The organism is Spirochaetota bacterium (assembly GCA_017999915.1).
Lineage (GTDB): Bacteria > Spirochaetota > UBA4802 > UBA4802 > UBA5550 > RBG-16-49-21.
Genome location: JAGNKX010000001.1, coordinates 161,939 through 173,746, shown reverse-complemented (window position 1 = coordinate 173,746; position 11,808 = coordinate 161,939). Strand labels below are relative to the sequence as shown.

Genomic DNA, 11,808 nt, shown 5'->3' with positions numbered 1-11,808 from the left:
TCTCGCCGTAAAATCACGAATTTTATTGTCATGGACCTGCGGGTGAAGTATATTTAGTCCATGGGCGCCACGATCAGGGTCGGTATCAGTTCCTGCCTCCTCGGTGAAAGGGTGCGCTATGACGGCGGCCACAAGCTGGACCGTTATCTCGTTGATACCCTGGGCACCTTCGTCGAATACGTTCCGGTGTGCCCTGAGTATGAGGCCGGTTTCGGAGTTCCCCGCGAGGCAATGAGGCTCACGGGCGTCCCTTCGGCCCCCCGCCTGGTAACGCAGAAGACGGGAAGGGACATGACAGGGCCGATGAACCGTTGGATAGGCGCGAAGCTTGACGAGCTTGAAAAAGCGGACCTGCGCGGTTTCATTTTCAAGAGCGGGTCCCCGTCAAGCGGCATGGAGCGGGTAAAGGTGTATGACGGGGCGGGACATTCAAGGAAAATCGGCGCGGGCCTTTTCGCGCGTGCCTTTATGGAGCGCTTTCCCCGGATGCCGGTGGAGGATGAAGGAAGGCTCCATGATATAAACCTTCGGGAAAACTTTATCGTGCGGATTTTCGCTTTTGACCGATGGAAGGAGGAATGCGCCCGCGCCAAGGGAGCGGCCGTGCTCATTGAATTTCATGCCCGGCACAAATACCTCCTCATGGCGCACAGCCCGGCGAAGCAGAAGGAGCTGGGAAAGCTGGTGGCCCGGGTCGGGGATATGAGCCGAGGGGACTTCAGGGACCGATACGAGGAGCTCTTCATGGAAGCCCTCCGAAGCCGGTCGACGGTGAAAAAAAACGCGAATGTTCTCGAGCACCTGGCCGGTTATTTCAAGGACCGCCTGGGAGCCGATGAAAAAAAGGAGCTCGTGGAGGTGATCGGTCAATACCGCCGGGAACTCGTTCCCCTTATCGTGCCGGTTACGCTTGTCAGGCACCATGTGCGGAAACAGGGGGAGCAATACCTGGCCGGCCAGTATTATCTCGATCCGCATCCGTTGGAGCTCAAGCTGAGGAACCATGCGTGAAGAAGCGGTGAAGAACAAGATACGGCTTATGATCGAATCGCAGGCGACGGGGGTGCTTGCGACCGCCGCGGACCGCCAGCCCTACGGGAGCCTGGTCGCTTTTTCCTATTCCCCCGACCTGAAAAAGATATTTTTCGCCACGCCGAACGATACGACCAAGTACCGCAACCTGGCGGAAAACCCTAACATCTCCCTCACCATCGACAGCAGGATCTGCAATCCGAAGGATTTCAGCCGGACCGCTGCCATCACCGCGATGGGAGAGGCTCGCGAGCTCGCCGGCGAGGATAAGTCGAGAAGGCTGAAAGACCACGCGGACCGCCTGCCGGGACTGGCCGATTTTTTTAAATCGCCTGCGATGGCGATCTTCCAGATTGACGTGCGGGCCTATGTCCTCGCTGACGGGCTCACCGATGTGGCCGTGTTTCACCCCTGAGGTTTTCTGATTTTTTCCATGTATAACGCCATGTCGTCCGGCATGGGGGAGGAGAAGGTGAGACGCTCCCCGGTAAGGGGATGGCAGAAGGAAAGCCTGCTCGCGTGGAGGAGATGCCGCGGCGCCTCCATCCAGGGAAGGGGTTCGAACTTTCCGGCCCGGGCCCTCCGGACGAATTCCAGGAACTGCTCGTCGCTCCTGCCGTAGAGCTTGTCGCCGACAAGGGGATGGCCGGCGTGGTCCAGGTGAACCCTGATCTGGTTGGTGCGCCCCGTTGCGGGCAGGCAGCGAAGCAGGGTTGCCTCGGCGAAGCGCTCCATCACCTCGAAGCGGGTGAAGGCGGGGCGCGAGCCGGGTGTTCCGGGGGGGACCACCTTTTTCCTGATCGATATGGCGCTTCCTGCGTCGGTCCCTATGGCGTCTCCCACTTCGAATGAATCCTCTGAGACAGGGCCGCGGACAACGGCGAGATATTCTTTTTCAACCGTTCCTTCCTCGAACTGGCTCGCCAGGTTCCGATGGGCCCTGTCGGTCTTCCCCACCACCATGATGCCGCTTGTCTCCCTGTCCAGACGGTGCGCCAGCTTGACCGGGCCGCTGTATCCCCCGCCGGCCATGCGCTGCCGGAGAATGTAAATGAAGGTGTTCTTGATGAAGTTGCCGTCGGCGTGAGAGGGAAGGTTTCCCGGCTTGGTTGCCACCAGAAAGGACTCTTCCTCATGAATGATCGCGATGGCGCTGTCGACGGGAGGCTCCCGCAGAACGACCGTATAGGAGACCGTGTCATTCTTTTTAAGGGCATAGCCGGGATCGGAGGAAGCTCCGTTGACGGTCACAAGGCCTTCGGTGATGATTTCTATCCACCGGTCGCGGCCGTGGTACTTGAAACGACCGCAGAGAAAGTCTATGAGCCGTTGGCCCGCGCTATTCTGCGTGATCCGTGATGAAAGGGTTGTTTCTTCCGGCATGGTATCGATATCCGTGGCGGTGAGTCCGGTAGCAGTTTAATTTTAGAGGGGGCATGGGCCATCCCAGCGAGCAGGCGACATGGACGTTGCCGATTCCGCCGAGTCAACATGGATGTTATACGAGGCGGACGAGCGGTATGGCCCATGCCCCCCTATTTACGACTGCTGCCGTGAGCCTCCATCTATTATTATAAAAAAAGCTTGTGCATTTTATTGAGTCTATGGCACATTATTCAACGGAAAAAGCAATAAACAGACATCATACGTCAGGATCAAGCAGTCCATCAATCACACAATCTGGAGGCACCATGAACAGAGTTGTATCCGTCAAGATCATGAGGCTCGCGCTGGGCCTGTTCTTCATCGTACTGGGGATCATCGGGGTCATTCCGCATCTCCAGGAAAGCGTCTTCTCCCTGAACGACAATTACAACCTTGAGATCATATTCGGCGTTGTCGAGCTGATATGCGGGATCATCATGATCATCGGCCTCATCACCTTTGCCCGGAAGAAAGCCATCGCCACGGCAAGCATCGTCGTGTTCTTCTTCTGGGTGCTGCGGATAATCCTCTCCAAGTTCGTATGGGGCCTGTCGATCGGCAGCGGCGGCGTTCACTTCCGCCCCTTCTTTTCGGTCTGGATTCTCGTCCTTTCCGTGGAGCTCGTTATAGCCGCCGCCCTCTATGTCGTGTACCAGGCCTATGAATAGGACGGCTATTTCAGGTTCATGACCGCCAGGAAGGCGTCATGGATCGCCTTGTCGATCCGGGCCGGCTTGTCCCCATCCCCTATGACCGTGCAGGGGATGCCGGTCGAGGCGAGGGCGTCCGCTACCTTCCGCACCGACCGCGAGCCCACCGCGTTCACGATGGTGTCGAACCGGCGGGATTCGGTCGCGCCGCCGTGCTCGTACACGACCGTGCCGCCTTTCAGCGACGTGACCTTGGCGCCTGTTATGACTTCGATCCCGTAGCGCTTCACGCCGTTCATGAGGACCCACCGCGTTGACCGGCCCACCTCCGCCGCGGCCTTGGGCAGCATCTCGAAGACGGTGATCTTCTTCGTGCCGCGGGTGCACAGCTCGCGGAGCCGCTCGGTCGTTTCACCTTCGTACATGAAGAGAAAATGCATCGCCTCCGGCGTGAGGGTGCCCTTGACCGCCAGGAACTCGGCGGTCTCCAGGCCCACGGCCCCGCCGCCGATGACGGCGATGTTGGTCCCGAGCATCGGGTCGTCGGTCAGCACGTCCCAGGCCGAGACCACCTTTGGGTCGTCGATGCCGTCGATGCGGGGCTTCAGCGGCTCCGCTCCTTCGGCCACGATGACATGGTCCGGTTTTTTCTCTTTTATTAAATCCACGGTCACTTCCTGACCGAGGTTCACCTCGATATCGTACTTGTCCAGCATGGCGTCGTAGTAGGCGATGAGCTCCCATAGCTCATGCTTGTGGGGCGGCGTACCGGCTATCCAGAGCTGGCCGCCGATCCGGTCAGCCTTCTCGTAGAGCTCCACCGTGTGGCCCGCCTCGGCCGCGCAGGCCGCTGCCTCCAGGCCGCCGGGACCCGATCCGATGACCATCACCTTTTTCGGTGACGAGGTCTTCGCGATGGCGCGCTCGCCCTCGTAACCGGCCCTGGCGTTGGCGATGCAGAAAATCGCCTTGCCGCTGAAGATGCTGTCCGTGCAGCCCTGGTTGCAGGCCACGCAGGGCCTGATCTCGTCCACCAGGCCATCCTCGGCCTTCTTCGGCCAGTAGGGATCGGCGATGAGCACCCGTCCCAGGTTTATGATGTCGCAGCACCCGTCTTTCAAAAGCTGCTCGGCAGAGTAGGGATCGGATATGCGGTTCGATGCGCTTATCGGCACAGAAACCTCCCGTTTGACATTCATGGCGAGGTAGGAGAACACGGACCGGGGCGCGTCCATGGGAAGCTGGGGAATGGTCGCCTCATGCCAGCCGCCGGTAACGCTGAGCATGTCCACGCCGGCCTGCTCGTACATCTTCGCGATCGCCGGCGTTTCCGAGCTGGTGTTGCTCCCTGGCACGAAATCGTTGCCCGCCATGCGGACGGATATCGGGTAGTCCGGGCCGAGTTTCGCACGCATCATCTCAAGGATCTCGCGCGGAAAGCGGGTCCGGTTCTCGAAGCTTCCGCCATACCGGTCCGTGCGCTGGTTCTTCAGGGGCGAGAGGAACTGCGTGATCAGGTACCCGGCCGAGCCGATGAGCTCCACCCCGTCGAAGCCGGCCTCCTTGGCGCGGCGGGCGGCCTCCACGAACCCTTCCTGGGCCACCGTGATGTCTTCGATCGTCATCTCGCGCGGCACGAGCTTTGAATACTTGGAATAAATCGGGGAGGGAGCAATCGGGTCGGGCCCTCCCATGAACTTCGAGTAGGAATAGGCGCCGGCGTGGAAGAGCTGTATCCACGAGCGGGAGCCCTCCTGTTTGATGGCGGATGCGAGTTTGGCGTAGGCCGGTATCTTGTCGTCGGAATCGAGGACCAGGATCACCTTTCCGCTCCCGACCACATCGAAACCGACTGGCCCCACGGTGACAATGCCGGCGCCCCCGCGGGCGCGCTCGACATAAAAATTGAAATATCTGTCGTTCAGGTTCCCGTCGTAGGAATACATGAGTCCCAGGGACGGGTAGGCTATCCGGTTCTTTATAACGGTCTTGTTGATGGTGATGGGGCTGAAAAGATTGTCAAACATACATCCTCCTTAATGGTCTGCCGTGTGAAAGGTTATTTCAATTGTGTTCCCATTTTTTTATATACTTCTTTAGCTTCCTTGACGGTCTGCTCGATGACTTCCTTGACCGTGGGGAGATCGTTGATGAGTCCCTGTATCTGGCCGGTCAGGTGCACGCCGTATTTCAGGTCGCCTTTCTCGGTGGCCCATTTGATCTTGTCGAAGGCCGTGGCCATGTGGGCGAGCTTCATCATGTTTTCCGGCTGGGCCAGCATCCCCAGCATGAGCTTGAACAGCGGCAGCTTCATCTCCTTCGCGATCCGCGGTCCCGCGACCATGGCCCTGAACAGGTTGATGCCCTGCTTGATCGATTTCTCCGCCTGGGGCGTCTTGAGCACGCGGCAGTAGAGCCCGTCAAAGCGGTTTGAATAGATGGTGTCGTCGATGCTCGCTTCCAGCTGGGCCTTCTTGGTGGTCTCGTGGACCGGGCTTTCCTTTGTCATTGAAAGGCGCGTGCCCATGCCGATGGCGTCGGCTCCCAGGGCCAGGGCCGCGGCCAGTCCGTGACCGTCGGCGTACCCGCCGATGGATACCACCGGTATCTTCACGATCTTCGCAATGGCCGGAGTAAGGACCAGAGTGGTCACCTGGCTGCCGTGGGCCGCTGCCTCGTTCCCGGTCACCTGCAGGGCGTCCGCGCCCTGTTTTTCCGCCGCGAGGGCGTGCTTCTCCGTCGTCACCGTGGCGATGACCTTGCCGCCGTACTTGTGGGCGCGCTGGGCGATCCAGTCACATTTCCCGAGGGACACGTTGATGACCGGGACCTGCTCCTCGAGGAGGACCTCGGCGTTCTCCCGCGCTCCCGGCATGAGCAGGGTCGCGCCGGCGCCGAAGGGCTTGTTCGTAAGCTTGCGGATCTTCTTGATCGATTCCCTGGTCTGATCGGTGTTGAGCGGTCCGGTGGCGAGCCAGCCGATGCCGCCGGCGTTGCAGACCGCCGCCACCAGCTCGGGCACGCTGATCCAGCTCATTCCCGGCAGGATGATCGGATATTTGATTCCGAAAAGCTTCGTGATTCTCGTTTGCATGATATATTCTCCTGGTTTGATTTTAGTTGCAATATTACATCCTCCCCCTTGATGGGGGAGGAACGAGGAGGGGGTGTTGGGTCACTCACCCTCCCCCGGCCCCTCCCATCAAGGGAGGGGAGATTATTCAGAAAATCTTCCTTACCCGCTCGATCTCCTCTTTCGCTTCGGCCGCCATGCGCTGGATGAGCTCCTTGCAGGTGGGGATGTCCTTCACCAGTCCCACCGACTGGCCCATCATCATCGGAGCGATATCGACGTTCCCGGTCTCCCAGGCTTCCTTGACGCGCTTTCCCGACATGAGGGGGATGAGCTTATCTAGGCCGGCGTGCTGCGCTTCCAGGGACAGGACGTCCTCGGCCAGCTTGTTTTTGATGGCCCTTCCCTGCAGGCCGATGGATTTGCAGATCAGGGTCGTCTCGTTTTCCTGGCGCCGGACGATCTCCTGCTTGATGTTGTCGTGGACCTCGCACTCCTTCGTGGCGACGAAGCGGGTAGCCATCATCACGCCCTGGGCTCCCAGGGCGAGGGCCGCGGCCATGGTGCGTCCGTTGGCGACGCCGCCCACGGTCACCACGGGGATCTTTACCGCCTCGGCGATGCGCGGCGTGAGCACCATGGTGGTCACGTCATCGTTCAGGGGATGGCCCCCTTCCTCGATGCCGGCGGCGTAGATGCCGTCGTAGCCGATCTTCTCCGCGTGCACGGCGTGGCGCACGGATCCAACCTTGTGGAAGAGCCTCACGCCCGCCTTCCTGAGCATCTCGATGTAATCCTTGCCGGCGGCCTTGTCCAGGGGCGTGCCGGATATCTCGAGGCCCGCCACCTTTTCCTCTGCGCAGACCCGCAGGTACATCTTGTGGTGCTCGGCGGTAATATGCACCGAGGGGAGAATGGTCACGTTGACCATGAAGGGTCTGTCCGTGAGCTTCCGTGTCTCCCGGATAGCCTCGCGGAACTGCTCCTCGTTCTCATAGTTCCCGGCCGTGAGGTTTCCCAGGCCTCCGGCGTTCGACACCGCGGCGCAGAGCTTCGGCTTGCACAGCCACATCATGGCGCCGCAGATGATCGGGTATTCGATTCCGAACATTTCGGTTATTTTTGTTTTCATCATCAACACTCCTGTGCTTCTTGTAATGATTGCAAGTCCCCTTCATTTGGTCCGATCGCTTATGATGCCCCTTCCGATGGTGTCACCCATGAACTTCCTGAAATCGCTGTCGGTGATTTTCATGTAGTCGAAAATCCCCAGCTTTTTGAGCTGCAGCATCCCCTCGGTCACGGCCATCAGGAGCACCGAGAGCATGCGGGGGTCGATGGCCCTGAACGAGCCGTCCTGCATGCCCTCCCGGATCGTCTCTTCCATCGGATCGTACATCTCGCTCAGCTTCTTCGTCACCTCGATGTAGTCGTCCTTCACGTCCTGGTCATAGTGCGCCTTGTACTCCATCAGGATGTTGTAGTGATCACGGTAGTTATAAAAGAAGTCGATATACGAATCGTAGATTGAAATGAGCTTCTGGCTCGGGGTCTTCCTGCTATCCATACGTCCGCGGAAATTGCCTGCGAGAATGTCGATGGCCTCAAAGCAGATGGTCTTGTAGATGTCCATCTTGTCCTTGAAGTGGAAGTAGATGGCGCCGGTGGTGAGCTTTGCCTTCTCCGCGATGGCGCGTATGGAGATGCCGTTATAGCCGTAGCGGGGGAGGAGCTGCCGGGCCGTTTTGAGGATTCGCTCCCTGTTGTTCTTTCTCATGGTCTATTCCGCGGCCGGTGTGCCCGGCCCTTTCGTTCTTTCACCGGGTATTAATCCGGGATCATGAGGAAGACCGGCTCGATGGAGAACTTCGCGTCCATGGCGTCCATGACATCGATGACGTCCTTGTACATGCGCTTTTTCATCTCGCCCAGGATGCCGCGCTTCTTCTGGAAGGTCCTGGCGAAGGCCAGGCTCTCCTTCATCAGCTCTTCATGGTTCGCGCAGGCCTTCTTTATGATGTTGAACTGCTCCAGCTCGGAGGCGCCGTACCGGTTTCCGCCGAACTGCATCTCCACGAGCTTGGTAATCGGAACGGCCTTTTTCACAAAGGCGTTCATGCCGTAGAGGAGGGGGATTCCCACGTTCACCTCGGGGAAGCAGAAAAAGCCCTTGTCAGCGCGCATGAACCTGAAGTCGCAGGCGCAGGATATGATGGCGCCGTTCCCGAAGGCGTGGCCGTTGATGGCCGCTATGGTCGGCATGGGGGAGAGCATCAGTTTTTTAAACACGTCATTCATCTTGTACATGAAGTCTTTGATCGGCTGAAAGTCTTTCTTCATGTACAGCGGGCCCATCCACGCGACATCGACCCCCTGGGAAAAATTCTTTTCATCGCTCGAAGTGAGGATCAGGGCCTGTACTGAGGTATCGGCTACTATCTCGTCAATGGCCTTGTTCATCGCTATGGCGAAGTCGAGGTTCTGCCTGTTTTCGCCGTTGTTCATGGATATGATGGCGACATTTTCATCTTTTGACCAGGATACGATTGACATGGGGGTCCTCCTTTATGGTGAAGTTGTACGTTGTTATGGCGGTGTTTGAACCGTTGGCCCATAGGCTTAATTAAGCCAAACGTAACAATGTTATGTTTGGTAGTCAAGGAAAAAGATAAATTTTTTTTTCACGCATGGCCTCAGGTTTGGCCCCCCCGCCGGGAAGTTCCTTGGCGGATGGCGGTTTTGGGTGGAAATAGAGCTTTTTTTCATATTTAAACTTGAATAAACTTGATTAAATTTTTCACAAAAACCAGAATGGAAACGGTAGACCGAGGGGTCGCCTATGGTTATTATAAATAGTAAGGAGACTGGTATGCGTTTTTCACTGTTGCTGTTCATTCTAAAAACCAAATTAAAAAAGGCCGCGAAAAAATATCCGGAATTTAAAAAGAAGCTTATGGAAAAGAACTATACCCTCGTCATAAGGACCGAGGACGGAAAGAGGGGACGTTTCTTTACCTTTAAAGATGGGGATGTCATTTCAAGCGGCGGGGATTTCCCCGGCGCAGAAATTTCGTTGATCTGGAAAGACGCAGCCACGGCGTTCAAGGTCATGGCTTCCGGTGACAACAAGGCTTTCATGGGCGCCCTCCAGAACGGCTCCCTGAAGCTCCAGGGAGACGCCAACCTCGCCCTGGCTTTCACCGGGGTCATGAAAGAGATGATGTCATTATCCGGGAAAAAATGAGACAGTCAGGCGACACCTACCATGCCGGCGCCTACCTGAGCGGAAAGGTCAGGTCGGCGGATGAAAAGCGGGACAAGCTGCTGGATATCATCAACCGGCTGGCCGAGCTGTCGTACGACAAGGGAACCAGGGCAGGCGATGTCGTCATAAGAAAGTATCTGTCGGAAATGACGGGAGAGGTGGAGCAGTATTACCGGATGACACGGGCCTTTGCCAGCGCCAAGGGGGGCGAGACCTATGCCTATCAGGAGATACTGGTTTTTTTCAACGAGAGTTACCTGGAAAAATACAGGCTTTCCGTTATGATTGACGCCCTGCGCAAGGAAATGGCCGACCAGGAGAAGAAAAACCAGGAAGAGAATCCGAAATACGCGTCAACGGGGCATTCGCGGAAAGTCAACACCCATGCCATGAGGCTTGAAGAGGACCTGAGGATATGGGAAAAAACGTTCTTTTACAGTGCGGAACCGTTGCTGCGGGCCTTTCTGAACGAGGTGAATGACATTTATCTTTTTCACCGGATCAACTCCATCATGGGCGGTCTCATTTCCCGGGACAATACCTTCGAGACGAGCGGCGAGGCCTTCATGAACTTCAAGGCAAGCCTCGGCTATTGCCTCGAGATGAATATAAAAATAAATCGCAAGCCCATGGCCGCCAAGGAGATCGTGAACCTGGTCATGGAGATGCTTCATCAGATGGGTCTCAAGGGCATCATTACGCACTCGCGGAACATGACACCGGAAAAGTTCAGCATCATTATTGATGGGATCATCAGCGACTGGAGCCTCAAGGAGCTGTCCAGGCAATATACCGGCACGTCCAAGGGCGCCCTAGATGCGATACGATCCATGGAGAAAGACAGGGCGGGCAAGGCCCAGGAGAAGACCCAGGACATCGTGAGTATCCTGGAGGACCTGTGCTATATGGGGGACCCCCTTGAAAAGCCGATCCATCATCCGGCCGTTTCACCCGTGGACCTCGTCATGGAGGAAAGGGATCGATACCTCTTTCACTCTCCGGGCACCTTCAACATTTCCCTCAAGTTCGTTTCCGAGTATGCCCGGAACTCCCTGATCCTGGTCTTCGATTTTTTAAACAAGGAATTTCAGAAGGGATTGCCCTCGTTCAGGCTCCTTGATCCCATGATGGTCATGGTCCCCGCCGTGCGGCAGTTCGTAAAGCTGTACGCGTCCGCCCTTGACATATCGGAACACCCGAAGAACAAGACCACGGACCGGAAGGGCTCCCAGCAGTTTATCTCGCGGCAACTGGCCCGGGACCTGATAGAATCGGTAAAGATCACAAGCGCCGCTGTCAGGAGCGCCCTTGTGGATACATCATATAAAGTTGTCAATAGCCCGCTGGACAAAAGCGGGGTTCTGGGGAAGAAGCTGGAAATCCTGAAGGAAGCATGGAGCGAAACCCACGTGAAAATCAGCAAGGGCCTCTCCGACATGAGCAGGGCATAATCGTAATGCCCGTGCCGCGGGGCAGCCGGTCTTTCAGATGCCCCGGATCTCGCACCGATCCGCAAAGGTGAGGATGAATTCCCTGAACCGGCGAAGCGTGTCAACAGGGTACGGCTCGATAATCTCCCACGACCGGTCCAGGAGCCGCGTCTCCCTCTGGAACTGCTGGAGGAAATATTTTTTCACCCTGCCGATGGCGTCCCTGATGCTCGTCAGGTCATCCATGGTGACATAGGCGGGCACGCAGGTCGTGCGCACCTCGTAGTCGATCCCGCTGGCCCTCAGAATGTCGATGCTCCGGGCGATGCAGCTGAAATCGACGTCCGAGTTTGTCAGGACCCTGTACTTTTCGGGGGAGGTCTTGATGTCAATGGCCGCGTAATCAAGGAGGCCGCCGGCTATGAGATTCCGGAGGACCTCCGGCTGAAGGCCGTTGGAGTCAAGCTTTACCGCCAGCTGGAGCTCTTTTATCTTTTCCACGAAGGAAAAAAGGTCTTTCGAAAGAGTGGGCTCCCCGCCGGAAATGGTGACGCCGTCGATGAGGTTCTTCCTCTTCCTGAGGAGGTCAATTGCCTCCTCGTCGGTCGAGTGGGCCATCTCCTGCCAGTTGCCGGCAAGGTCCGGGTTGTGACAGTACCGGCACCGCAGGTTGCATCCGCCGGTAAAGAGGACGGCGCTGATCTTCCCGGGGTAGTCGATCAGCGATGTCTTATATATTCCTCTGATATTCATAGACCGGCGCCTGTTCTACGTGGTAGACCTTTCTTTCGCGGAATTCTTCCTGCTTTCCCTTGTTCCACTGGTTCACAGGCCTGAAATAACCTACTACGCGCGAATAGACTTCAACCGGAACCTTTAATTCTTTTTTGTTCATCGCACATCTCCCACATATGAATTAAAAATAACCTCCTC

The 11,808-nt window shown here is 57.2% G+C and carries 13 protein-coding genes; 5 read left to right on the top strand and 8 right to left on the bottom strand.

Features of this window, described 5'->3' with window-relative positions:
• The first annotated feature begins 60 nt into the window (after positions 1-60).
• Both KA369_00715 and KA369_00710 read left to right on the top strand, forming a co-directional pair.
• Entirely contained in the window at positions 61-1,011 is a 951-nt protein-coding gene (locus tag KA369_00715; protein ID MBP7734468.1) for a DUF523 and DUF1722 domain-containing protein, read from the top strand.
• The gene (locus KA369_00710; protein MBP7734467.1) at positions 1,004-1,447 is read left to right on the top strand and encodes a pyridoxamine 5'-phosphate oxidase family protein; all 444 of its coding nucleotides are present in this window, start codon (positions 1,004-1,006) and stop codon (positions 1,445-1,447) included. The genes KA369_00715 and KA369_00710 overlap by 8 nt, the downstream gene beginning before the upstream one ends.
• Here KA369_00710 and KA369_00705 read toward each other — a convergent pair.
• Entirely contained in the window at positions 1,438-2,415 is a 978-nt protein-coding gene (locus KA369_00705; protein MBP7734466.1) for an RluA family pseudouridine synthase, read from the bottom strand. The genes KA369_00710 and KA369_00705 overlap by 10 nt on opposite strands.
• A 308-nt stretch (positions 2,416-2,723) precedes the next feature.
• Between KA369_00705 and KA369_00700 the strand changes: the two genes are divergently transcribed.
• Positions 2,724-3,125: a hypothetical protein gene (locus KA369_00700; GenBank protein ID MBP7734465.1), complete on the top strand. Its 402-nt coding sequence runs from the start codon at positions 2,724-2,726 to the stop codon at positions 3,123-3,125.
• Positions 3,126-3,130: 5 nt separating this feature from the next.
• On the opposite strand, the gene KA369_00695 is transcribed toward KA369_00700, so the two are convergent.
• The 5 genes from KA369_00695 to KA369_00675 all read right to left on the bottom strand — a co-directional run bounded on the left by KA369_00695 (position 3,131) and on the right by KA369_00675 (position 8,733).
• Complete coding sequence (locus KA369_00695) at positions 3,131-5,134, bottom strand: FAD-dependent oxidoreductase (GenBank protein ID MBP7734464.1); 2,004 nt, start codon at positions 5,132-5,134, stop codon at positions 3,131-3,133.
• Positions 5,135-5,166: 32 nt separating this feature from the next.
• The gene (locus KA369_00690; GenBank protein MBP7734463.1) at positions 5,167-6,204 is read right to left on the bottom strand and encodes a nitronate monooxygenase; all 1,038 of its coding nucleotides are present in this window, start codon (positions 6,202-6,204) and stop codon (positions 5,167-5,169) included.
• Between the two features lie 124 nt (positions 6,205-6,328).
• Positions 6,329-7,315, bottom strand: a complete 987-nt coding sequence (locus KA369_00685) for a nitronate monooxygenase (GenBank protein ID MBP7734462.1) — start codon at positions 7,313-7,315, stop codon at positions 6,329-6,331.
• Between the two features lie 39 nt (positions 7,316-7,354).
• Positions 7,355-7,957 carry a TetR/AcrR family transcriptional regulator gene (locus tag KA369_00680; protein MBP7734461.1) on the bottom strand — a complete coding sequence of 201 codons (603 nt, stop codon included), beginning with the start codon at positions 7,955-7,957 and terminating at the stop codon, positions 7,355-7,357.
• Between the two features lie 50 nt (positions 7,958-8,007).
• Positions 8,008-8,733: an enoyl-CoA hydratase/isomerase family protein gene (locus tag KA369_00675; protein MBP7734460.1), complete on the bottom strand. Its 726-nt coding sequence runs from the start codon at positions 8,731-8,733 to the stop codon at positions 8,008-8,010.
• Positions 8,734-9,049: 316 nt separating this feature from the next.
• Here KA369_00675 and KA369_00670 point away from each other — a divergent pair, with 316 nt between their 5' ends.
• Positions 9,050-9,424 (top strand): SCP2 sterol-binding domain-containing protein, encoded by a 375-nt coding sequence (locus tag KA369_00670; protein ID MBP7734459.1) that lies wholly within the window; start codon positions 9,050-9,052, stop codon positions 9,422-9,424.
• A complete protein-coding gene (locus tag KA369_00665; GenBank protein ID MBP7734458.1) occupies positions 9,421-10,896 on the top strand; it encodes a hypothetical protein in 1,476 nt (491 codons plus the stop codon). Before KA369_00670 ends, KA369_00665 begins: the two co-directional genes overlap by 4 nt.
• Before the next feature lie 33 nt (positions 10,897-10,929).
• Here KA369_00665 and KA369_00660 read toward each other — a convergent pair whose 3' ends face one another.
• Both KA369_00660 and KA369_00655 read right to left on the bottom strand, forming a co-directional pair.
• Complete coding sequence (locus KA369_00660; GenBank protein ID MBP7734457.1) at positions 10,930-11,628, bottom strand: anaerobic ribonucleoside-triphosphate reductase activating protein; 699 nt, start codon at positions 11,626-11,628, stop codon at positions 10,930-10,932.
• On the bottom strand, positions 11,606-11,770 hold the full coding sequence (locus KA369_00655; GenBank protein MBP7734456.1) for a hypothetical protein: 165 nt from the start codon (positions 11,768-11,770) through the stop codon (positions 11,606-11,608). Before KA369_00655 ends, KA369_00660 begins: the two co-directional genes overlap by 23 nt.
• Between the last annotated feature and the right edge of the window lie 38 nt (positions 11,771-11,808).

What these genes read in the sequence shown, in the direction of transcription:
- KA369_00715 (MBP7734468.1), top strand. Translation starts at nt 61, where the DNA reads ATGGGCGCCACGATCAGGGTCGGTATCAGTTCCTGCCTCCTCGGTGAA.
- KA369_00710 (MBP7734467.1), top strand. Translation starts at nt 1,004, where the DNA reads ATGCGTGAAGAAGCGGTGAAGAACAAGATACGGCTTATGATCGAATCG.
- KA369_00705 (MBP7734466.1), bottom strand. Translation starts at nt 2,415, where the DNA reads ATGCCGGAAGAAACAACCCTTTCATCACGGATCACGCAGAATAGCGCG.
- KA369_00700 (MBP7734465.1), top strand. Translation starts at nt 2,724, where the DNA reads ATGAACAGAGTTGTATCCGTCAAGATCATGAGGCTCGCGCTGGGCCTG.
- KA369_00695 (MBP7734464.1), bottom strand. Translation starts at nt 5,134, where the DNA reads ATGTTTGACAATCTTTTCAGCCCCATCACCATCAACAAGACCGTTATA.
- KA369_00685 (MBP7734462.1), bottom strand. Translation starts at nt 7,315, where the DNA reads ATGATGAAAACAAAAATAACCGAAATGTTCGGAATCGAATACCCGATC.
- KA369_00680 (MBP7734461.1), bottom strand. Translation starts at nt 7,957, where the DNA reads ATGAGAAAGAACAACAGGGAGCGAATCCTCAAAACGGCCCGGCAGCTC.
- KA369_00675 (MBP7734460.1), bottom strand. Translation starts at nt 8,733, where the DNA reads ATGTCAATCGTATCCTGGTCAAAAGATGAAAATGTCGCCATCATATCC.
- KA369_00670 (MBP7734459.1), top strand. Translation starts at nt 9,050, where the DNA reads ATGCGTTTTTCACTGTTGCTGTTCATTCTAAAAACCAAATTAAAAAAG.
- KA369_00665 (MBP7734458.1), top strand. Translation starts at nt 9,421, where the DNA reads ATGAGACAGTCAGGCGACACCTACCATGCCGGCGCCTACCTGAGCGGA.
- KA369_00660 (MBP7734457.1), bottom strand. Translation starts at nt 11,628, where the DNA reads ATGAATATCAGAGGAATATATAAGACATCGCTGATCGACTACCCCGGG.
- KA369_00655 (MBP7734456.1), bottom strand. Translation starts at nt 11,770, where the DNA reads ATGAACAAAAAAGAATTAAAGGTTCCGGTTGAAGTCTATTCGCGCGTA.